This is a genomic window from Sphingomonas jeddahensis (genome assembly GCF_001981525.1).
In the GTDB taxonomy this organism is placed as follows: domain Bacteria; phylum Pseudomonadota; class Alphaproteobacteria; order Sphingomonadales; family Sphingomonadaceae; genus Sphingomonas; species Sphingomonas jeddahensis.
Genome location: NZ_MPSB01000001.1, coordinates 227,582 through 248,028, shown reverse-complemented (window position 1 = coordinate 248,028; position 20,447 = coordinate 227,582). Strand labels below are relative to the sequence as shown.

Genomic DNA, 20,447 nt, shown 5'->3' with positions numbered 1-20,447 from the left:
CATGGCGTTAGACATTCTCGTCGTCGACGACGAACATGATATCCGCGAACTCGTCTCGGGCGTGCTTGAGGATGAGGGATATGACACCCGCACCGCTGCGGACAGCGACTCTGCGCTGGAGGCCATTGCGGTGCGCCGGCCCAGCCTGGTGTTGCTCGACGTGTGGCTTCAGGGCTCCCGACTTGACGGGCTTGATCTGCTCGCCGAGATCAAGCGGCGTGATCCGTCCATAGCCGTGCTGGTCATCTCGGGGCACGGCAACCTGGACACGGCAGTTGCCGCGATCCGGCAGGGCGCGGCTGACTTCATCGAGAAACCATTCCAGGCCGAACGCCTGCTGCTGATGGTGGAGCGTGCCACCGAGACCGAGCGGCTGCGGCGCGAAGTCGCAAGTCTGCGGGCAACCGCGGGCCGCGATACGGACCTCACGGGCAGTTCCGGCGCGATCAACGCGGTTCGCGCGACGCTCAAGCGGGTCGCCGCGACGGGCAGTCGCGTGATGATTGTCGGGCCGGCAGGGGTCGGCAAGGAAGTCGCCGCACGATTGCTGCACGGCTGGAGCCAGCGCGCAGGCGCGCCGTTCGTCGTGGTCAGCGCGGCTAACATGACCCCTGAGCGTGTCGAAGAGGAACTGTTCGGGGTAGAGGAGGGGGGGGACCTCGTCCGGCCAGGCTTGTTGGAACAGGCGCATGGCGGCACGCTGTTCCTTGACGAAATCGCGGATATGCCGATCACGACGCAGGGTCGGATCTTGCGTGTGCTGACGGACCAGAGCTTCACCCGGGTGGGCGGTACCCGGGTCGTCAAGGTCGATGTCAGAGTGGTTTCGGCGACAGGTCGCGACCTGACGCAAGAGATTGCCGACGGCCGTTTCCGTGAAGATCTATACTATCGCCTCAACGTCGTGCCGGTATCGATTCCGCCCCTCACCGAACGCCGCGAGGACATTCCCGCTCTGGTCGAGCACTTCGTGGCGCATTACGCGGCCGAGCGCCGCGTCACCACGCCGGAGGTAGCAACCGATGCGATGGTGGCGCTGCAATCCTATGATTGGCCGGGCAATGTTCGTCAGCTGCGCAACGTGGTGGAGCGGACGATCATTCTCGCGCCAGGCGATCGGATCGGGAGGATCGACATCGACCTGCTTCCGGCAGAGGTGCTCGGCGACCAAGGCGGCGGTGGCGGTGCCAACGCGATCATGGGCGCGCCGCTGCGGGAAGCTCGGGAGACGTTCGAACGAGAGTATCTCAAGGTTCAGATCCGCCGTTTCTCGGGTAACATATCGCGCACCGCCACCTTTATCGGGATGGAGCGTTCCGCCCTGCACCGGAAACTGAAGCTGCTTGGGATCACAGAGACACGCGAGGATTGATGCAACTGGACCGGGCCGGGTCGGCTCCCTAGATAGCGGTCAGCGTGCCGCAAGGGCCGCAACCCGACGCCGGGCACCGGCGCATCGCGGGGCAAACTCCGCCAAAAATGAAAGGGCATCATCGCATGGCCGACAAGCAAAGCTCGCTTCAGGACCTGTTTCTCAACGCACTCCGGAAGTCGAAAACTCCTGTCACCCTTTTTCTTGTCAAGGGTGTCAAGCTTCAGGGCATCGTTACCTGGTTCGACAATTTCTCGGTCCTGCTGCGCCGTGATGGGCAAAGCCAGCTGATCTACAAGCACGCGATTTCGACGATCATGCCGGGTGCGCAGGTCGATGTGAACGCGATCGTGGATCAGCTCGGTGAAGGGACCAAGAAGCAGCCCCTACTTCAGGAAATCTTCCTTAATGCGGTGCGTAGGTCCGAAGACTCGGTAACCATGTTCCTCGTTAACGGTGTGATGCTGCAGGGCCAGATTGCGGCGTTTGATCTGTTTTGCATGCTGCTTCAGCGCGACGGGACGTCGCAGCTGGTGTACAAGCATGCGGTGTCCACCATTCAACCAGCGCGACCGCTCAACTTGGCCGACGAAACGACGGGAGCGGACGAGGATTGAGCACGGGTTTTGACCGCGATCGCCAGGAGTTTGCGCGCGGCGCGCGAGCCATCGTCGTCTATCCGGACCTCGGTAGTTCATCACGCGATGCTGATGCTCGACTGGAGGAGACAGCGGGGCTGGCTGCTGCAATCGGCGTAGAGGTAGTCGAGCGGCAGGCGGTGCGCGTGCGCGCACCGCGCGCAGCAACGCTGATCGGCTCAGGCCAAGTCGAGCAATTGGCGGTGCTGGGGCGGCAGGAAGAAGCGACGTTGTTCGTCTTTGATGCTGCGCTCTCGCCAATTCAGCAGCGGAACCTCGAAACTCAGCTCGAAGCCAAGGTGATCGATCGCACCGGCTTGATTCTGGAAATTTTTGGTGAGCGTGCCGCCACCGCGGAAGGTCGGTTACAGGTCGAACTCGCCCACCTTGATTACCAGGCCGGTCGCCTCGTGCGCAGTTGGACCCACCTGGAACGCCAGCGAGGCGGATTCGGCTTTCTGGGCGGGCCGGGCGAGACGCAGATCGAGGCCGACCGCCGCCTGATTCGGGATCGTATGGCGCGATTGCGCCGCGAGCTTGATCAGGTGACGCGGACGCGCGGGCTGCATCGCGAGCGGCGCCAGCGTGCGCCTTGGCCGGTGATCGCGCTGGTGGGCTACACCAATGCCGGCAAGTCGACGCTGTTCAACCGGCTGACGGGCGCGCATGTGATGGCGGAAAATCTATTGTTCGCGACACTTGATCCGACCCTGCGGCAGATCAGCCTACCTGGGATCGACAAGGCGATCCTGTCGGACACAGTGGGGTTCGTATCCGAACTGCCGACCCAGCTTGTCGCGGCATTCAAGGCGACGCTGGAGGAAGTGGTCTCAGCTGACATCCTCGTGCATGTGCGTGACGTCGCCCATCCGGATACCGTGGCGCAAAAGGCGGACGTGGAGTCGGTGTTGGCGGAGATCGGCGTTTCCGAGACGACGCTGCGGATCGAGGCTTGGAACAAGCTTGATCTGCTGGACGAGCGTTCTCGCGAAGAGCTGCTTGACGATGCTGCCCGGCGGAGCGACGTGGTGGCGCTGTCCGCTCTGAGCGGGGAGGGCGTGGACACCCTTGTTCGGCTATTGTCCGATCGGCTCACCGCCGGGCACCAGCGTTATACGATAACCCTTGGTGCGGCCGACGGGGCGAGTGCCGCTTGGCTTCATCAACATGGTGAAGTTTTGGACCAGCATATCGAGGGCGAGCAGGCGATCTACGAAGTGCGCATGTCGCCCAAGGATCATGACCGCTTTATTGAACGGCGTGAGGCGGACGACGCGGCAGGGTGATGCCGGTGCCCGCCTCAGCGGCGTCGCTCGTCTTCTTTCGCCGCTGCCCAAAGCGCCTCTTGCGCCACCAGATCCTGGCCGGCGACAGAGCCGCCTGCCATCGTTTCCATGGCCCGAAAGCGGCGCTCGAACTTAGCATTAGCGCTGCGCAGCGCGGCTTCCGGATCGATGCGGAGATGTCGCGCCCAGTTCACGACCGCGAACAGGAGATCGCCGACCTCTTCGGCGCGAGTTGCGTCGGATGCCTCGACAATCTCGGACAGCTCTTCGTCGATCTTTGCGCGTGGGCCGTCGGCATTGGGCCAGTCAAAGCCGACACGCGCCGCGCGCTTCTGCAGCTTTTCTGCACGCAAGAGGGCGGGCAACCCTAATGCGACACCAGCGAGCGCGCCCTTGTCTTGCTTGGCCGCGCGTTCTTCGGCCTTGATCGTTTCCCAGAGGTGGTGCCCGCCCTCTGCTGTGTTGCCGAAGATATGTGGGTGGCGACGTTCCATTTTGTCTGAGATCGTCGATGCTACGTCGTCGAAGTCGAAGGCGCCGGCTTCCTCAGCGATCCGGCTGTGGAAGACGACCTGAAGGAGCAGGTCACCTAGTTCATCCTTGAGATCGGCGACATCTCCGCGGGCGCAGGCATCGGCAACTTCATAGGCCTCTTCAATGGTGTACGGTGCGATGGTCTCAAATGTTTGTGCCTTGTCCCACTCGCAGCCGTGATCGGGATCACGCAGTTGCGACATGATTGCGCGTAGCCGTCCAATCGGGGACACTGCTTCCTCGTTTGTTGTGGTGGGCTTGTTAGGAGCGAACTTCCATCAGAGCGCAGCGGGAACCGCCGTCGGCACACGCCATAATGCGCCAAGGTAGGATTGAGGTCTAGCGGTGACGTCGCACCGAAAGACCGCGAACACGAGAATTGCCGGCGCGTTAATTGCCGGCGCGTTAATTGCCGGCGCGTTCATCTAACTAGAGGACCAAAGCGATAATATATATTATGTTAAGTGGGAGGTGGATAGGGAGTGAGGATCAACTCGTTGCGCTCAGCCCGCCATGACTGCAGACGAGACAGAAAGTTCATGCCGATGATGTCTTGTCCGCCCTGCGCTTCGGAAACCACCACCGGCAGATCGCGCGCTTCGATCGGACGATTGTCAGACGAGCGACGTGCGCGGTGCGTACCAGCACTTGGCCGTTGGCGGTTTCGACCAGCCGTGGAAACGTGCTTTCTTCGATGTCGATGCGGGCCGCTTTTGCGGTTGCTGCCGACAGCGCAGTCGTGGTGGCGCCACTGTCGATCAGCATGCGGCGGTCGAGGCCGTTGATCTGCGCTGTTGCCCGATAATGGCCGTCGTCGGCGCGCGCGATTCGAGTGGTGCTGCCGCTCATCACAGACGGGTCGCCTCCGCTTCCGGTACGCAGGCGATCGAACTGAGTGACGATCACGGCAGCTACGGCGAAGAGCGCAGCCCAGATCGCAGCCAACCTCGTCGCCTGACCCAAGGGCACGCGCCGGGCCACCAGTGCGGACAGCGGCAGGATCAGCATCAGCGCGAGCAGCCAGGCGCTTCCGCCGCCGTTCATGCTTCGAATTCCAGCCCGTCGTAGCCCGGAACGACGCTCGGCGGCAGTTCAGCCGCAAGCGTCGCATAGTCCATGGACTGATCCATGTGGGTTAGCGCGGCGCGGCTCGGCGCCAGTTCCGCGATCCAGCCAAGCGCCTGTTCAAGATGCGGATGGGTCGGATGCGGCTTGCGCCGAAGCGCATCGACGATCCAGACGTCGAGCTTGGTGTATAGTGCGCGCATGCCATCAGTCATGTCGCTGATATCAGTTGCATAGCCGATTGACTTGCCATCGCATTCGAAACGCAGTCCAGCCGAACTGATCGATCCATGTGGTTGATCGACGACGCGGATCGTGACGGCGCCGACTTGCAGTACGTCCGGCAGATCATTCATCATGACCGTTGGCGGGTAGCCGTGACGGCCTTGAAAGACATAGCCGAACATGTCCTCCAGCCGCCCCCGCGTTGCCAGCCGAGCGTAGCCAGGCACGGGCGTGCCCCGGTGGTGATAGATCTGCCGCAGATCATCGATGCCAAAGACGTGATCGGCGTGTTCGTGCGTCCAGAGCACCGCATCAACCTTGGCGACGTTGGCCGCCAGCAGTTGTTCACGCATATCAGGACCGGTATCGACCAGAATTCGAGTGTCTTGATGCTCGATCAGGATGGAAACGCGGGTGCGGCGGTTGCGGGGGTTGGTGGGGTCGCAATCCCCCCAGTCGTTGCCGATCCTCGGCACACCCGATGAGGTGCCGCAGCCGAGGATGCGGACCTTCACGCCGCGGTCTTGGCGAAGAGCGCATGGAAGTTACGGGCCGTAACCTCTTGCAGCGTATCGAGATCATCGCCTCGCAGCTCTGCCAGGAAGGCGGCGGTGTCGGCGACGAAGGCAGGCTCGCCGGTCTTCCCCCGGTGCGGCACGGGGGCCAGAAAGGGCGCATCTGTCTCGACCAACAGGCGGTCAATCGGCAGAGTTTTGGCGACATCTTGCAGAGCTTTGGCGCTCTTGAACGTCACGATGCCAGAGATCGACACATAAAAGCCAAGATCCAGGGCAATTCGCGCAAAGGCCGCCGTACCGGTGAAACAATGGATGACGCCGGTGAAGGCCCCCTTTCCCAATTCGTCGCGCAGGATGGCCGCGGTATCATCCTCCGCATCGCGGGTGTGGACCACGATCGGCACGCCGGCTTCGCGCGCGGCGGCGATATGGGCGCGGAAGCTGGCCTGCTGGCGCGCGCGATCAGAATGATCGTAATAATAATCGAGCCCGGTCTCGCCGAGGCCGACGATCCGCGGGTGCTGCGCGCGCTCGACGAGCTTGGCGGTATCGACGTGCGGGTGCTGATCCGCTTCGTGCGGGTGGATGCCGACGGTGGCCCAGACATCGGGTTCACGCTCGGCCGTGGCGAGAACGTCGGCCCATTCGCTTTCGCGCGTCGCGATGTTGAGCATGGCGGTGACGCCGCGCGCGCGGGCGCGTTCGAGCACCGCCTGCTGGTCCTCTGCCAACCCTTTGTAGTTGAGATGGCAGTGGCTGTCGGCGAGCATCAGGCGACCTCCACCGGCAGCTCGAGCCGCGGGAAGGCCGGGGTCGGCGAGCTCAACGGCTCGCCGCTTTCCGCGCGGCGTGCGTACCAGCTCTCATCGTCGATCGCGGCGTGATCGCGTTCTTCAGGCCCGACGCCGAGCTGATCGAGGATCGCCCCTGCCCCGGTCGGCACCACCGGCAGAATGGCAATGGCGAGGGTTCGGATCGCGCGCACGAGGGTGCGGAGTACCGCATGCATCCGCTCGGGATCGGTCTTGCGGAGGCTCCACGGCGCCTGAACATCTATATATTGGTTGCAGGCCACCACGCCTCGCATCCAGGCATCGATGCCCTGGCTCAGCATCAGGTCACCAAACGCTGCCTTCAGCCCCGCAGCGGCGACGATCACCTCCTCGATCAGCACGCCGTCCGCCTCCTCGGCGCGGCCGTCTTCGGGCAAGGTGCCGAGGTTCTTGGCGATGAACGAGAGGGTGCGCTGGGCGAGATTGCCGAACGCGTTGGCAAGCTCCGCATTTACCCGCGTTACAATGGCTTCCGCGGAATAGCTGCCGTCCTGTCCGAAGCTGACTTCGCGGAGCAGGAAGTAGCGCAGCGCATCGACGCCGAACGCCCCGGCAAGGTCGGCGGGATCGACGACATTGCCGAGGCTCTTCGACATCTTCTCGCCGCGATGGAGCAGGAAGCCGTGGCCGAAGACCGACTTGGGCAGCGCAATGCCGGCGGACATCAGGAAGGCCGGCCAATAAACGGCGTGGAAGCGAACGATGTCCTTGCCGATCAGGTGCAGGTCGGCCGGCCAATAGGTCATGTCGCCATCGGGGTAGCCGGCCCCGGTGAGATAATTGGTCAGCGCATCGACCCAGACGTACATGACGTGGCCGGGGCTGTCGGGCACCGGGACGCCCCAATCGAAGCTGGTGCGCGAGACCGACAGGTCCGACAGCCCGCCCTCGACGAAGCGCATGATCTCGTTACGGCGCGATTCCGGGCGGATGAAATCCGGGTTGCTCGCGTACAGATCCAGCAACGGCTGCTGGTATTTGGACAGGCGGAAGAACCAGGTCTCCTCCGCAGTCCAGGTTACCGGCGTGCCCTGCGGCGAGAGCCTGGCGCCCCCTTCCCCCTCGACCAGTTCCTTCTCGTCATAGAAGGCCTCGTCCCGCACCGAATACCAGCCCTCGTAGCGATCGAGGTACAGATCGCCGGCCGCCTCCATCGCCCGCCAGATCGCCTGGCTGGCGGCATAATGATCGGCATCGGTGGTGCGGATGAAACGATCATAGGAGATGTGCAATGCGTCGCACATCGCGCGGAAAAGCGATGACATTTCCGCTGCCAGTTCCGCAACTGCCACGCCGCGGTCACGCGCGGTCTGGACCATTTTCAGCCCGTGTTCGTCGGTGCCGGTCTGGAAACGCACGTCGCGCCCCGCCTGGCGCTGGAAACGCGCGATGGCATCGGCGGCAATGGCTTCATAGGCATGGCCGATGTGCGGCTTGCCGTTGGGGTAGCTGATCGCGGTGGTGATGTAGAAGGGGTCGCCCATAGGCAGCCGCCTCTACTATCGTGCGAGCCGCGCGACCACCCCCGCCAGTTCGAACACCGTGCCCCCGGCATCGAGCGACAGCGCCCGCGCGCTGGCGGCGATGCTGCGCGCCTGATCATAAGCGTCGAGCGCCGTGCGCAGCGCCGGTCCGTTCCGATACGGCGCCTGTTCGGCAATGAATGTCGGCACGCGATCCAGGAACGCCTCGTAACGCGGCTGCGCCGCCTTCAGCGACAATGCGCGCATCAGCCGGACGCGTTCGGTATTGTCGCGATCGCCGTGGCGCGCGATCTGGCCCAGCGCGGCATCGATCTTGTCGAGGTCCAGCCCCGCGAAGCGAAGCGCGCGCCCAGGTGATCCCGCGCCGGCGCGGACCAGCGCCTCGCGTTCGTCGCCGCTCGATTCCGGCAGCAGATCGGACAGTGCCGCCAGCATGTCCTCGCCAGTCAGCGGCTCGAAGCGGAGCAACCGGCACCGCGAGCGGATCGTCGGCAGAAGCCGGCCGGGGGCGTGGCTGATCAACAGGAAGATCGTCCCCGCCGGCGGCTCTTCCAAATTCTTGAGCAGCGCGTTGGCGCCGGCGCGTTCGAGATCATCGACGGCATCGATCAGCACCACGCGCCGCGGCCCCAGCGAGGGCGTGGTTGCGAACAGCGGCTGAAGCGAGCGGACCTGGGCGATGGTGATGCTGCGCGCGAGATCTGCATCAGGCTTGCCGTCCTTCGGCAAGCGATCGAGCACGCGGTAATCGGGGTGGGAGCCGGCATCGACCAGCGCGCGGGTGCGATCCGGGCCGAGCTCGCCGGTGGCCCGCGCCAGCATGTCGATCGCCGCCTCGCGCGCGAAGCTCGCCTTGCCCACGCCTTGCGGACCGGCGAGCAGCCAGGCGTGGTGCATGATGCCGCCGGCTGCGGCGGCCTGGAACGCCCGTGCCGCCGGCGCATTGCCGCGCAGCGTCGTCACGGCAGCAGATCGCTCATCTGCGCGAGCAACATGGCGGTGACATCACCGGGTGAGCGATTGGCATCGACGATGCGGAAGCGGCTCGGTTCGCGCGCGGCGAAGGTCCGGAAAGCGCGCGCCACATCGGCATGGAAATGTTCGCCACGCATCGCGAAGCGATCGGCCATCGCGCCGTCGCGCAGCGCGGCCCGGCGTGCGCCCTCCGCGATCGGCAGGTCGAGTACGAAGGTGCGATCGGGCAGCAGCCCACGCGAGCCGAAGCCATGCAGCGCAAAAATCGCGGCATCGTCGATCCCGCCGGCGCCGCCCTGATAGGCGCGGGTCGAATCGATGAAACGATCGGTGATCACCCATGTCCCCGCCTCGATCGCAGGACGGATCACCTTTTCGACATGATCGGCGCGCGCGGCGGCAAACAGCAGGGTTTCGGCGTGGGCGCTCCAACGCTTTACGTCGCCCTGCATCAACAGCGCGCGGATCGCCTCCGCACCCTCGCTGCCGCCGGGCTCGCGCGTGACGAGCACGGGCAGCCCACGCGCTTCAAGCGCCGCGGCGAGCGCCCGTGCCTGCGTCGACTTGCCCGCCCCCTCCCCGCCTTCCAGCGAGAGGAAGCGCCCGGTCACCCGAACAGACCGGTGAGGCCGGCCCAGGCGCGGCCGAAGAAGCCCGCTTCCTCGACATCAGCTTCGGCGACGAGCGGCAGCGTTTGTTCGGGCAGACCCGGTGAGGTGATGACGAGATCGGCGACATGCGCCCCCGCCTTGATCGGCGCCTTGATCGGACCCTGATAGACGACCTTGGCGGTCATCTGCGGCACCGCGCCCGAGGGCAGTGCAACGTTGAGATCTCGCGGGGCGACGAGCCCGACGGTAGACGCATCACCAAGCTGCACACTGGCATCGGTGACCTTACGGCCCTGTTTCACCACGGGCTTGGCCTGCCAGGCGCGGAAGCCCCATTCCATGAAACGAACGGATTCGTTGGCGCGACCGCTAAAGCTGGTCAGGCCCGCCAGCACCATCACCAAGCGGCGGCCGTTCTGTTCGGCCGACCCGGTGAAGCCATAGCCCGCTTCCTCGGTATGACCGGTCTTAAGCCCGTCGGCGCCAGCGACGCGGCCGAGCAGCGGATCGCGGTTCGCCTGCGTGATGGCAGCGCCCGCCCCTAGCGTCTTGCCCCAGGTGAATTCACGGCGTGAATAGAACTGCTTGTAGAGCTTCGGGTGATCCTCGATCGTCGATGCAGCGAGCTTCGCCAGGTCGCGCGCGGTGACATAAGTGGCACCATTGTCGGGCCATCCGTTTGAGGTGCCGAAATGGCTGTTGGTGAGGCCGATCCGCTGCGCCGCTTCGTTCATCCGCTGGGTAAAGGCTTCCTCGGTACCGGAAATGCCCTCCGCCAGCACGACGCAGGCATCATTTCCTGAAAGGACGACGATGCCGTAGAGCAGGTTCTCGACGGAAACCTTCTCACCCGGCGAAAGGAACATGGTGGAACCCGCTGATGGGCCATGCCATTTTTGCCAAGTCTCCGGACGAACCTCGAACTCCGTGCTCAATTTCAGCTCGCCGCGCTTGATGAGATCAAACGCGACATAGGCTGTCATCATTTTCGCCATCGAGGCCGGCGGCATGCGGCGATCGGCGTCCTTTTCGAACAGCACCGCGCCCGACGATAGATCCTTCATGAAGGCGACGGGCGCCTCCGTCTGGAACTGCGGGGCGGAAGCGGCCGATGGATAAGCGATCGACAGCGCAATCGCGGGTGCTGCGAGATAATGCAGAATCTTGGTCATGGACGCTCTACTCGGGGCTGGTCGGGCTGGATAATGATGGTGGCATCGCCATAGCCGCGCCGTGCGGCGTCGTCACGCGCGCGTTGAGCGACGGCGGCGTCGGGGAATGGACCAAGACGAACGCGGTGGAGGCGACCCGCGGGTTCCACATAGCCGTCAAGCGTGGTTGCGAGTGCCCTGGCGCGCGACTCGCTGGAGAAAGCGGCGACCTGGACGAGATAGCCCGCGGCGCCGGGCGGGGCACGGCGACGGGGTAGTGGGGGAGTAGCGGTGCTTGCGGCGGGCTTTAACTGCGCCCGCAGGGCGGCCAACAGCGAGGGCGGTGCACTGAGGCGCAGGCCGGCCGGGCGACCGGCGGCGAGCGCGGCAGCATCTGACGAAGTGGCGGTCACCGCACGGACGCGCACCGGTGCGGTCGGCTCGCCGCCGAGCCCGAGCAGCGCCGCGGCGCCGCGCGACAAGTCGATCTCGCGTTCGGCGTGCGTTGGCCCGCGATCGTTGATCAGGACCAAGATGGTTCGGCCGCTGCCGAGCGCGGTTACCTCGGCGTGCGAACCGAGCGGCAGCGTGCGATGGGCGGCGGTGATCGCGTCGGGCGCGAAGGGCGTGCCGCTCGCGGTGGGTGAGCCGGCGAACTCGTCGCCATACCAGCTGGCATAACCGACGGTGTCATAGCGAGACGCGCCCATGCCGGAGGTGCCGGCCGGGCCACGCGCGTCCCCTGCTTCGGCCGGCAGCGGCGCGGGGGCGTCGCGGCTCCGTACCGCGGTGTCGGCGATTGGCGGACGGGGCAAATCACCGCCGCCGCTGCACCCCGCCAGCCAAAGCAGCGCGGCGAGCGCCTTAGCGTTCAACCGCATCGGCCAGCAGCCCGACCGACAAAGCGTAGAAGTTTGAGCAGTTATAGTCGAGGATCACGCGGTAATTGCCGGTTAGGAGATAAGCGGTGGCGCCTGGGCCATCGGGCTCCATCAGCGTCGCCAGTACATTGTCCGCCGGCCAGGCGCGTCCCTGCGGCACCACCCCGAGCGCGCGCCATTCGGCCATCGTACGCCATGCGCTATGCCGTTCGAACACGCGCGGGCAGCGCGGGGAAACGAGCCGGTTGCGCTGGCCGCTGCGGTCGAAACCGGACGGCACGCTCACCGCAAACCCCCACGGCTGGCCGGGGCGCCAACCGGCACTGACAAAATAATTGCCGATCGAAGCCAGCGTGTCGGCCTGGCTGTTCCAAATGTCCGCACGGCCGTCGCCGTCGCCGTCCTTGGCAAGGCGCAGGTAGATCGACGGCAGAAATTGCGGATTGCCGGTGGCGCCCGCCCAACTGCCCTTCAGCGTGTCTCGGGAGATTCCGCGATCCATGATCTTGAGCGTGGCGACAAACTCGCCCGCGAAAAGCGCGCGGCGACGGCCTTCATAGGCGAGCGAGGCGAGGCTGCGCAGCAGATCGAAATCGCCGGTGTAGCTGCCGTAATTGGTTTCATGGCCCCAAATGGCGACCATGATCGATTCGGGAACGCCAGTCTCCGCCTCGACGCGCGCGAGACGGCTGCGGTTGTTAACGTAAGCAGTGCGGCCGCGGCTGATCCGCGCGGCATCGACGTGGCGCGCCTTATAAGGAGCGAAGGGCGGGAAAGCGTTCGATTGCGGCGTGCCGCCGGGCTGTCCACGATCGAGCTCTACCACGCGAGCGTTGTAGGTGAGCGTCGGCAGCACGGCATCGACGGTCGAGGAGCGCACGCCTTCGCGAAGCGCTTGGGCACGCAGCTGTGCCAGATAGGCCTGGAAGCCGGCCTCATCCTGCGCGAGCGCCGAGCCGGGCACCGCCAGCGCAACGGCCGCGAGCGCCGCAGAACGAAGAAAACGGACGATGGTTTGCGTGCCCCTCATCCGCGCTGTGTGACACAGGCGGCGGATCGGCGGAACCGCCAATCATCGACGGGCTTGCACGTATCGCCGCAGCACGGCAGAGGAGCGCACCGGTGCGGATGGGTGGCCGAGTGGTTTAAGGCAACGGTCTTGAAAACCGTCGTGGGTTCACGCTCACCGTGGGTTCGAATCCCACCCCATCCGCCACTTAGCTGGATCGGCTTTCCGGTCCGCCCGAACACTTGCTGGTCAAGCAGCTTATGGAAGCGGCAGCTGACGAGGAAATCGTCGCCACATCACCTGAGCGGCGACTGGCCCGACCTCGCGCAAGGTGAGCGAGATAGTCATGCCTTGCGGTGCGCCAAGCAGCTTTGCGGCCGTGCGCCGAAGCGACAGATCGGCGACCCAGCAAAGCGTGCAACCGATGCCACCCGGCCCGACCGGCGCGAAAAAAGACCGGCGCACGCTTGCTGCGGCGCCGGTCGTTCTTTTCGATGGCTCAACTTTCCGCAGCGAACATAACTCGTCAACGAGCGTCGCCTCGGTGAGCCAACCGTTACTTACGGAGCGTGAGACCGCCAAAACGCTTGTTGAAGCGCGCAACCTGACCACCCGCGTCGAGCATCTGGCCCTTGCCGCCGGTCCACGCCGGATGCGCCAGAGGATCGATTTCGAGCGTCATCGTGTCGCCTTCCTTGCCCCAGGTGGAGCGAGTTTCGTACACGGTGCCGTCGGTCATCTGCACCTTGATCATGTGATAATCGGGGTGGGTATCTTTCTTCACGTCTCACAAACTCCGAAGTGGCTGGTTCCGACCAGCCTGGAAGGAAGCGGCGCGCCTAGCAGAGGCGCGCCGCCGGTGCAATGTGGTTGAAAAAGCCGATCAAGCGGCGGGCGGATCCGCGATCATCGCTGTAAATTCGCATTCCGCCGCCAGTTCGCCCTCGATTAGCGCACGGCCGGCAAATTTGCACACGCGCGCACGTTTCTGGACAAAAGACACCTCTAGGCGGAGCAGCACGCCAGGTTCCACCGGCTTGCGGAACTTCACGCCATCGATTGACATGAAATAAACCAGCTTGCCCGTGCCCGCGAGGCCGAGGCTTTCCACCGCGAGAACGCCGGCGGCCTGGGCCAGCGCCTCGACGATCAGCACGCCGGGCATGATCGGACGGCCGGGGAAATGGCCCTGGAAGAAGCCCTCATTGATCGTCACGGCTTTGATCGCGGCGATCGATTCGTCCGGCACCAGCGCCTCGACCCGGTCGACGAGCAGCATCGGATAGCGATGCGGCAGCGCCGCCATCACCCGCGTAACATCAAGCGGGCCGATGGCGGCTTTGGTCTGCGCGTCCGTCATGGGGATCGGACTCAGCGGCCCTGCGGCTGCGCGCGCTGTGCGGCCGGTGCTGCGGCCGCGCCCTGCTGGCCCGCGCCACCCGGCTGCCAGTTGGCAGGCGGGGTGATGCCGACGCTCGGCACCGACTTGTCGAGCTCGGCAGTGATCGCAGACGTGATGTCTGCCGCGGGCTGCGCGAACAGCGCCGCTTCGGGGCGGAGCAGCAACGTCACGTTGCGGGCGCGCACTGCGGCCTGCACTGCGTCGCTCAGCTTGGCACTGATCTGCTCGATTGCATAAGCCTCGGCGCGCTGAGCCGGCTGGGTCAGGCGCGAAAGCTCCGCCTGGGCAGCCTGCTGCTTGGTTTGGATCGCTTGCGCCTGCGGGCGGAGCGAGGCTTCGCTTGCACCGGGCGCGCGCGCCGCCGTCTGGTAGGCGGTCACCAACGGCTGAAGCTCGGCTTGGATCGCGTTACGACGGGTGTTCGCCTGATCGAGCTGGGTCTTGTAGGTCGATTGGATCTGACCGCGTGCGGCGGTCCATGCCTTGGAAGCGGCGACGGCCTGCTCAGGATTGGCAACGGCGATGCCGGAAACCTGCGCCGCAGCGCTGCCGGCGACAAAGGTGCCCGGCGCAGCGAGCGTCGCGGCGAGCAGCATGAGCTTGAACTTGGTCATCAGAACTGAGTCCCTACGTTGAAGGTGATAAGCTTGTCGTCGTCGCCACGCTGCTTGATCAGCGCACGCGCGACATCGATGCGCAGCGGCCCGAACGGCGATGTCCAGTTGACACCGAAGCCGACCGACAGGCGCGGCTTGGCGGAATTGCCGAGGAAGCTCTCCTGGAACGGCTGTGAGGCGATCTGCGGCGAGTTCGGGATGATCCCGTTACAATTGCCGCTGGCGTCCGGGATACCGGCCGCGCAGGTCGTCGAGATGATGCCCTGCCCAGGTGTTGTATAGGTGTAGAGCGGCTGCCCGGCGCTGTTGTACACCGGCAGCGGCAGCACGATCGTGTTGCCGTTGGCGTCGGTGGTGGTCGGGAACTCGGCCGTCAGCTCGGGCCGGGTGATATTGAACAAGCTGCCCGCCTGCACATAGACCGACGGACGCAAGCCGAGCTCGCGCGCGCCAGAACCGAGCGGGATCTCCATCTCGATCCGGCCGAGATAGTAAGCGGTGCCGCCCAACGCGTCATCGACGATCTGGTCACGATCGGTGATCAGCACCTGCGCGCCGGTGGTATCGGTGGTATAATATTGGCGCAACACGCGCGGACCGACGCCTCGGATGTCGAAGCCGCGGAACTGCGGCTCGCCGAGATAGAAGCGGTCCGTGATACGGATCGGGTCGATGCCAGGCCCGCGGCTGTCCTCCAACGGGTGGATGTAGCCACCTTCGGCCAAGGCCGACAGGATGAAACCGCCACCCAGTCCCCAATATTTCGCCGCGTCGGCGCGGGTGCGCAGGTACTTCACGTCACCGCCCAGCCCGGCGAAATCCTGGCTGAAGGTGAACCGTTGGCCCGCCGATGGACGCAGGCGGCTGTTGAGGCTGTCGTAGATCAGCGAATAGCCCAGCGACGAGGTGAGGCGATTGCCGAGCGCGTCGCAGAGATAGCGGCCAGCCAGCAGCGGATCACATTTGCCGCTGCGGAAGAATTGATCCTCGTCCAGGCTGACTTCGTCATAGGTCAGGCCATAGCGCGCGGACAGCGACCAATATTCCGTCAGCGGCACACCAGCGCGGACCTGAAAGCCGGTGGACACCTGACTGTAGGTCGTTTCGCGATCATTGCCGCGAAAATTGAACGCGTTGAAATCGCGGCGGAACACATCAACGCCGACTGCGATATTCTTGTCGAACAGATATGGCTCGGTGAAGCCCAACTCGATAGACTTGGAGTAACTAGAGTAATTTACGCCGAGACGCAGTTCCTGGCCTTTACCGCGAAAGTTGCGTTGCGTTAGGTTGAACTGGAGGATGAACCGCTCGAGGCTCGAGAAACCGGCCGACAGCTGCAACTCGCCGGTCGCGCGTTCCTCTACGTTTGCGCCCAGCACGACGCGGTCGGGCGCAGAGCCCGGCGTCTGCTTGATCTCGAACTTGTCCTGGAAATAACCCAGGCTGTTAATGCGATCCTGTGAGCGGCGCACCTGGAAGCTGTTGAACGCGTCGCCTTCCGCAAGACGGATCTCGCGGCGGATTACCTTGTCCTGTGTCTGGGTGTTGCCGGTGATCTCCACCCGCTCGACATAGGTCCTCTTGGCCTCGCCGATGTGGAAGTTGATCGACATCGTCAGCGCGTCCTTGTCGCGCTGGAACTCCGGATTGATCTCGGTAAAGGCGTAGCCGAACAGGCCGGTGGTCTGACTCAGGCTGTCGACCGTGTCTTCGACCAGCTTGGCATTGTACCAATCGCCCTTCTTGACCGCGAGGGTCTTGGCGAGCGCCTTGTCATCGAAATCGCGGATGTCGCTGTCGACGCTCACGTCGCCGAACTTATAACGCGGCCCCTCCTCCACCACGTAGGTGATGATGAAGTCTTCCTTGTCGGGCGTCAGTTCGGCGACTGCGCTGGTGACACGGAAATCGGCATAGCCTTCAGTGAGGTAGAACTGCCGCAGCTTCTGCTGATCGTAGGCGAGACGATCCTGGTCGTAGGTGGTGTTGGATGACAGGATGCGGAACAAGCGAGCCTGCTTGGTCGCCATCTGCTGGCGCAGCTTGTCGTCATCGAACACCTCGTTACCGAGGATGTTGATCTGACGAACCTTGGACTTGGGACCTTCGCTGATCTCGAACACAACATCGACGCGGTTCTGATCGAGCGAGACCATCTTGGGATCGACGCTCGCAGCGAACCGGCCCTGCCGGCGGTACAGCTCGACAATGCGTGCAACGTCCTGCCGCACGGCGGAGCGAGTGAAGACCTGCCGCGGCTTGAGCCGGATTTCCTTGGTGATCTTGTCGTCCTTCAGGCGCTTGTTGCCCTCAAGGATGACGCGATTGATGATCGGATTTTCGCGGACGCGCAGGATGATGTCGCCCGTCTCCGCACCCGCGACGGTGACGTCGGCGAACAAATCGCTGGCGTAAAGATCCTTGATCGCCTGATCGAGCGTTTCGTTGGTGTAAGTCTGCCCAATGCGCAGCTTGGTATAGCTGAGTGCGGTATCGGCCTCGATACGCTGCGATCCTTCGACACGCAGTGAGCGGATCGTCCGCTCCACGGGCGGAGCGACGGGGGCCGCTGCGGGCAGCGTCGCTTGCGCCTGCGGCCGAGCCTGGGGTTGCGGCTGCACACCTGGCCCAGCTTGCGCCGCCGCGAGCGACGGAACGCCGGCCAGCATCGTGCAGCCCAGAAGGAAAGCCGCGCGCGGCCGAGCAAACGAAGTGTTCAAAACAGTCACCAATTCCACCCCGGTAAGCCCAAACCAGCCCCTGCGGGCGCGCCCTGCCCTTGAATCGTCAACCGATCAAGCGTGCGAGGCTACGCCACAGCCCGAAATTGCCAAGATCATTGAACGTCACCAACAGCATCAGCCCGAGGATCGCCGCCATTCCGCCACGAAACGCCCATTCCTGCACGTGCGGGCCGACCGGCCGGCGCCGTGCCGCCTCGATCGCATAGAAGAGCAGGTGGCCGCCATCCAGCATTGGAACTGGCAGCAGGTTGATGAACCCCAGATTGATGGACACCAGCGCGATCAGGAACACAAAGGCGTCCACACCCAGCGTGATCTGCTCGCCTGAAACCTTGGCGATCGACAGCGGGCCGCCGAGTTCTTTCACTGAGCGGCGCCCGGTGATGATCTGGCCGATCGTTTCAACCATCATCGACACGATCTCACCCGTGCGCTGCACTGCGACGACTGGCGCTTCAAACAGGCCGATCGACACCGTAACCCGTTCGCCGCGCGCGATGCCGAGCATGCCGATGCGATAATTGTTGCCGAACCGATCAGTCTGTTCCTCGACACCGATCGTCACCGGCAGCGTCTGCCCTTGCCCGGCGCGCTCGAAGCCAACCGTGGTCGTCTCGCCAGGATGAATCCTGGTGTAGGACAGCATGTCCTCGAACACCGCAATGTCACGGTCGCCGAGCCGGGTAATGCGATCGCCCTCCTGCAAGCCGGCGGTCGCGGCGGCGCTGCCCTCCAGCACCGTGCCGACCACGGGCGGGGTGCGCGTGTCGCCGTAAGCCAGCGCGAAGCCAGCGAGGATCAGGATGGCGAGCACGAAGTTCACGACCGGCCCAGCGGCGACGATTATTGCACGCTGCCACACCGGCTTGGCCTGGAACGTCCGGTTGCGCTCGTCCGCCGGCAAGGCCAGCCATTCGGCAGACGGCTGGCTGACCGCGTTCATGTCACCGGCGAAGCGGACATAGCCACCCAGCGGCATCCAGCCGACCTTCCAGCGCGTGCCGCGCTTGTCTGTCCAACCGGCGATCTCGCGTCCGAAGCCGATCGAGAACACGTCGGACTTCACACCGAACAACCGCGCGGCGAGATAATGGCCCATCTCGTGCACGAAGACGAGAGGTCCGATCACCAGGATGAAGGCCAGCAATGTGAGCGGCAGCCCGGGAGTATCGATCAAGCGACGCGTTCCTTTACACGCTCTTCCGCCAGCGCCCGCGCCTCGCGATCGACGCTTAGAACGGCGTCGAGCGTCGCGGGCGCTGCCGGGTCAAAGCGCGACAGCGTATCGGCGACGATTGCGGCAATTTCGAGGTAGCCGATCCGCCCAGCAAGGAACGCTGCGACCGCGATCTCATTGGAGGCGTTGAGAATTGCTGGCCGCGCGCCGCCCGCCAGCAAGGCTTCGCGCGCGAGGCGCAGCGCCGGAAACCGCTCGGGATCGGGTGCCTCGAAATCGAGCCGGCCGATCCTGACCAAGTCAAGCCGCTCACCCGGCGTCACCATCCGGTCGGGCCAGGCGAGCGCGCAGGCAATGGGCGTGCGCATGTCCGGCGTGCCGAGCTGCGCCAGCACCGAGCCGTCAACATACTCGACCATGGAGTGAACCACCGATTGCCGATGGACGACGATCTCGATCTGGTCGGGAGTAACGGCAAATAGATGATAGGCCTCGATCAGTTCGAGGCCCTTGTTCATCATGGTCGCGGAATCGACGGAGATCTTGGCACCCATCGACCAGTTCGGGTGCGACACCGCTTGGGCGGGCGTAACCTGCCGCATCTCGGCGAGTGGGCGATCACGGAACGGGCCGCCGCTGGCGGTCAGGATGATCCGGCTCACCCGATTGGCCAGGTTGGCGTCGAGACATTGGAAGATCGCGCTGTGCTCGCTATCGACGGGCAGCAAGGTCGTGGCGCTGCGGCGAACCGCTGCCTTCATTACCTCGCCCGCCGAGACCAGCGCTTCCTTGTTGGCGAGCGCAAGGGTGCCGCCCTGCTCCACCGCCGCCATCGACGGCTTGAGCCCCGCACAGCCGACGATCGCCGCGACGGTCACATCTGCGCCCATCGCGGCGGCCTCACACACCGCGGCGGCGCCGCCAGCCGCCGTGACGTCGCTTCCCGCGAGGGCGTCGCGAAGCGCGGGAAGACATCTTTCATCGGCCACCACGGCACGCTGCGCCCGCGTTCGAATCGCCGCTGCGGCGAGCCGCTGGACGTCGCAATTGGCGGTAAGCGCGACCACGCGGAACTGGTCCGGCGCGCGCTCCACCAAGTCAAGCGTCGACGTGCCGACCGAGCCAGTCGCCCCCAGGATCGTGACGGTCTTCATCGGTACAGGTACGGCACAACCACCAGCAGCGCCGCCACTGGCGCCACTGGCACGAGGCCGTCGAGCCGATCCAACACGCCGCCATGGCCGGGCAGAATGTTGCCCGAGTCCTTCACGCCTGCCCGTCGCTTGAGCCAGCTTTCATACAGATCCCCTCCTTGCGCGAGCGCCGCGAGCAGTGGCGTCGCCAGCGTCATGCGCCACGGCAGGCCGTAGTAGACATGAAGAAGCAACGCCAGCGCGCTGGCGGCCATCACACCGCCAATCAGGCCGGCCCAGGTCTTGTTGGGCGACAGGCGCGGCGCGAGCTTCGGCCCGCCGATCGTGCGGCCGGCGAAGAAGGCACCGATGTCGGTCGCCCACACCAGGGCCAGTGCCCAGAACGCCCAGAGCAAACCCTCGTCCTGGCGGCGCAGGAAGACCAGGGCGAGCACTGGCAGCCCGCAGTAAATCACCCCCTGCCCCAGCGCCGAACGCCGAGTGACAATGGTAACGAAGAAGGCCGCGCCGACGAGAAGGCCCAGCGAGAAAAAATGATGTTCCTCAAGCACCAGCGATGCCGGCGCCATCACGGCCAGCGGCACCGATAGGCCATATTGCGCAACTCGCTTTTCGCGTGACGCTACCTTCTGAAGATCGGACCATTCCGCCATCATAAACAAGGCGATCACCACCGCGAGCAGCCAGAACGCAATGCCGCCGAACCACAAGGCGGCGCTGGCGACCGCGATCATTGCCACGCTGGCAATCATCCGCAGCCGCAGGTTG

At 64.7% G+C, this 20,447-nt stretch carries 20 protein-coding genes and 1 tRNA gene; 4 read left to right on the top strand and 17 right to left on the bottom strand.

Annotated features, from left to right (window positions below):
- Position 1: 1 nt before the first annotated feature.
- The 3 genes from ntrX to hflX all read left to right on the top strand — a co-directional run bounded on the left by ntrX (position 2) and on the right by hflX (position 3,296).
- Positions 2 to 1,372: a nitrogen assimilation response regulator NtrX gene (ntrX, locus tag SPHI_RS01090; protein ID WP_076743041.1), complete on the top strand. Its 1,371-nt coding sequence runs from the start codon at positions 2 to 4 to the stop codon at positions 1,370 to 1,372.
- An 83-nt stretch (positions 1,373 to 1,455) separates the two neighbouring features.
- Complete coding sequence (hfq, locus tag SPHI_RS01085) at positions 1,456 to 1,989, top strand: RNA chaperone Hfq (protein WP_408640467.1); 534 nt, start codon at positions 1,456 to 1,458, stop codon at positions 1,987 to 1,989.
- Positions 1,986 to 3,296: a GTPase HflX gene (gene hflX, locus SPHI_RS01080; protein ID WP_076743039.1), complete on the top strand. Its 1,311-nt coding sequence runs from the start codon at positions 1,986 to 1,988 to the stop codon at positions 3,294 to 3,296. The genes hfq and hflX overlap by 4 nt, the downstream gene beginning before the upstream one ends.
- A gap of 14 nt (positions 3,297 to 3,310) precedes the next feature.
- On the opposite strand, the gene mazG is transcribed toward hflX, so the two are convergent.
- The 10 genes from mazG to SPHI_RS01030 form a co-directional block, all read right to left on the bottom strand.
- On the bottom strand, positions 3,311 to 4,054 hold the full coding sequence (mazG, locus tag SPHI_RS01075; protein WP_198927798.1) for a nucleoside triphosphate pyrophosphohydrolase: 744 nt from the start codon (positions 4,052 to 4,054) through the stop codon (positions 3,311 to 3,313).
- Between the two features lie 313 nt (positions 4,055 to 4,367).
- Positions 4,368 to 4,874: a retroviral-like aspartic protease family protein gene (locus SPHI_RS01070; RefSeq protein WP_083719566.1), complete on the bottom strand. Its 507-nt coding sequence runs from the start codon at positions 4,872 to 4,874 to the stop codon at positions 4,368 to 4,370.
- Entirely contained in the window at positions 4,871 to 5,635 is a 765-nt protein-coding gene (locus tag SPHI_RS01065) for an MBL fold metallo-hydrolase (RefSeq protein WP_076743037.1), read from the bottom strand. Before SPHI_RS01065 ends, SPHI_RS01070 begins: the two co-directional genes overlap by 4 nt.
- The gene (locus SPHI_RS01060; RefSeq protein WP_076743036.1) at positions 5,632 to 6,408 is read right to left on the bottom strand and encodes a TatD family hydrolase; all 777 of its coding nucleotides are present in this window, start codon (positions 6,406 to 6,408) and stop codon (positions 5,632 to 5,634) included. The genes SPHI_RS01065 and SPHI_RS01060 overlap by 4 nt, the downstream gene beginning before the upstream one ends.
- On the bottom strand, positions 6,408 to 7,955 hold the full coding sequence (gene metG / locus SPHI_RS01055) for a methionine--tRNA ligase (RefSeq protein ID WP_076743035.1): 1,548 nt from the start codon (positions 7,953 to 7,955) through the stop codon (positions 6,408 to 6,410). The genes SPHI_RS01060 and metG overlap by 1 nt, the downstream gene beginning before the upstream one ends.
- Before the next feature lie 15 nt (positions 7,956 to 7,970).
- On the bottom strand, positions 7,971 to 8,918 hold the full coding sequence (locus SPHI_RS01050) for an AAA family ATPase (protein ID WP_076743034.1): 948 nt from the start codon (positions 8,916 to 8,918) through the stop codon (positions 7,971 to 7,973).
- Positions 8,915 to 9,541, bottom strand: a complete 627-nt coding sequence (gene tmk, locus SPHI_RS01045; protein ID WP_076743033.1) for a dTMP kinase — start codon at positions 9,539 to 9,541, stop codon at positions 8,915 to 8,917. Before tmk ends, SPHI_RS01050 begins: the two co-directional genes overlap by 4 nt.
- Positions 9,538 to 10,713 carry a D-alanyl-D-alanine carboxypeptidase family protein gene (locus SPHI_RS01040; RefSeq protein ID WP_076743032.1) on the bottom strand — a complete coding sequence of 392 codons (1,176 nt, stop codon included), beginning with the start codon at positions 10,711 to 10,713 and terminating at the stop codon, positions 9,538 to 9,540. The genes tmk and SPHI_RS01040 overlap by 4 nt, the downstream gene beginning before the upstream one ends.
- Positions 10,710 to 11,573 (bottom strand): septal ring lytic transglycosylase RlpA family protein, encoded by an 864-nt coding sequence (locus tag SPHI_RS01035; protein ID WP_076743031.1) that lies wholly within the window; start codon positions 11,571 to 11,573, stop codon positions 10,710 to 10,712. The genes SPHI_RS01040 and SPHI_RS01035 overlap by 4 nt, the downstream gene beginning before the upstream one ends.
- The gene (locus SPHI_RS01030; RefSeq protein WP_076743030.1) at positions 11,557 to 12,603 is read right to left on the bottom strand and encodes a lytic murein transglycosylase; all 1,047 of its coding nucleotides are present in this window, start codon (positions 12,601 to 12,603) and stop codon (positions 11,557 to 11,559) included. The genes SPHI_RS01035 and SPHI_RS01030 overlap by 17 nt, the downstream gene beginning before the upstream one ends.
- A 96-nt stretch (positions 12,604 to 12,699) precedes the next feature.
- Here SPHI_RS01030 and SPHI_RS01025 point away from each other — a divergent pair.
- Positions 12,700 to 12,789, top strand: a tRNA-Ser gene (locus SPHI_RS01025).
- Between the two features lie 349 nt (positions 12,790 to 13,138).
- On the opposite strand, the gene rpmE is transcribed toward SPHI_RS01025, so the two are convergent.
- The 7 genes from rpmE to SPHI_RS00985 form a co-directional block, all read right to left on the bottom strand.
- Complete coding sequence (gene rpmE, locus SPHI_RS01015; protein ID WP_076743028.1) at positions 13,139 to 13,366, bottom strand: 50S ribosomal protein L31; 228 nt, start codon at positions 13,364 to 13,366, stop codon at positions 13,139 to 13,141.
- A gap of 99 nt (positions 13,367 to 13,465) precedes the next feature.
- Positions 13,466 to 13,942 carry a 3-hydroxyacyl-ACP dehydratase FabZ gene (fabZ, locus tag SPHI_RS01010; protein ID WP_076743027.1) on the bottom strand — a complete coding sequence of 159 codons (477 nt, stop codon included), beginning with the start codon at positions 13,940 to 13,942 and terminating at the stop codon, positions 13,466 to 13,468.
- Between the two features lie 11 nt (positions 13,943 to 13,953).
- Positions 13,954 to 14,598 (bottom strand): OmpH family outer membrane protein, encoded by a 645-nt coding sequence (locus tag SPHI_RS01005; protein ID WP_076743026.1) that lies wholly within the window; start codon positions 14,596 to 14,598, stop codon positions 13,954 to 13,956.
- Complete coding sequence (bamA, locus tag SPHI_RS01000) at positions 14,598 to 17,273, bottom strand: outer membrane protein assembly factor BamA (protein WP_198927792.1); 2,676 nt, start codon at positions 17,271 to 17,273, stop codon at positions 14,598 to 14,600. The genes SPHI_RS01005 and bamA overlap by 1 nt, the downstream gene beginning before the upstream one ends.
- A 118-nt stretch (positions 17,274 to 17,391) precedes the next feature.
- Positions 17,392 to 18,525, bottom strand: a complete 1,134-nt coding sequence (gene rseP / locus SPHI_RS00995) for an RIP metalloprotease RseP (protein WP_076743025.1) — start codon at positions 18,523 to 18,525, stop codon at positions 17,392 to 17,394.
- Entirely contained in the window at positions 18,522 to 19,679 is a 1,158-nt protein-coding gene (locus SPHI_RS00990; protein ID WP_076743024.1) for a 1-deoxy-D-xylulose-5-phosphate reductoisomerase, read from the bottom strand. The genes rseP and SPHI_RS00990 overlap by 4 nt, the downstream gene beginning before the upstream one ends.
- Positions 19,676 to 20,431, bottom strand: a complete 756-nt coding sequence (locus SPHI_RS00985; RefSeq protein ID WP_076743226.1) for a phosphatidate cytidylyltransferase — start codon at positions 20,429 to 20,431, stop codon at positions 19,676 to 19,678. Before SPHI_RS00985 ends, SPHI_RS00990 begins: the two co-directional genes overlap by 4 nt.
- Positions 20,432 to 20,447 lie beyond the last annotated feature (16 nt).

Excerpts from the sequence above, each read along its gene's own strand:
- ntrX (WP_076743041.1), top strand. The coding sequence starts at position 2 with ATGGCGTTAGACATTCTCGTCGTCGACGACGAACATGATATCCGCGAA.
- SPHI_RS01070 (WP_083719566.1), bottom strand. The coding sequence starts at position 4,874 with ATGAACGGCGGCGGAAGCGCCTGGCTGCTCGCGCTGATGCTGATCCTG.
- SPHI_RS01060 (WP_076743036.1), bottom strand. The coding sequence starts at position 6,408 with ATGCTCGCCGACAGCCACTGCCATCTCAACTACAAAGGGTTGGCAGAG.
- metG (WP_076743035.1), bottom strand. The coding sequence starts at position 7,955 with ATGGGCGACCCCTTCTACATCACCACCGCGATCAGCTACCCCAACGGC.
- SPHI_RS01040 (WP_076743032.1), bottom strand. The coding sequence starts at position 10,713 with ATGACCAAGATTCTGCATTATCTCGCAGCACCCGCGATTGCGCTGTCG.
- SPHI_RS01035 (WP_076743031.1), bottom strand. The coding sequence starts at position 11,573 with ATGCGGTTGAACGCTAAGGCGCTCGCCGCGCTGCTTTGGCTGGCGGGG.
- SPHI_RS01030 (WP_076743030.1), bottom strand. The coding sequence starts at position 12,603 with ATGAGGGGCACGCAAACCATCGTCCGTTTTCTTCGTTCTGCGGCGCTC.
- fabZ (WP_076743027.1), bottom strand. The coding sequence starts at position 13,942 with ATGACGGACGCGCAGACCAAAGCCGCCATCGGCCCGCTTGATGTTACG.
- SPHI_RS01005 (WP_076743026.1), bottom strand. The coding sequence starts at position 14,598 with ATGACCAAGTTCAAGCTCATGCTGCTCGCCGCGACGCTCGCTGCGCCG.
- bamA (WP_198927792.1), bottom strand. The coding sequence starts at position 17,273 with ATGCTGGCCGGCGTTCCGTCGCTCGCGGCGGCGCAAGCTGGGCCAGGT.
- SPHI_RS00990 (WP_076743024.1), bottom strand. The coding sequence starts at position 19,679 with ATGAAGACCGTCACGATCCTGGGGGCGACTGGCTCGGTCGGCACGTCG.
- SPHI_RS00985 (WP_076743226.1), bottom strand. The coding sequence starts at position 20,431 with ATGATTGCCAGCGTGGCAATGATCGCGGTCGCCAGCGCCGCCTTGTGG.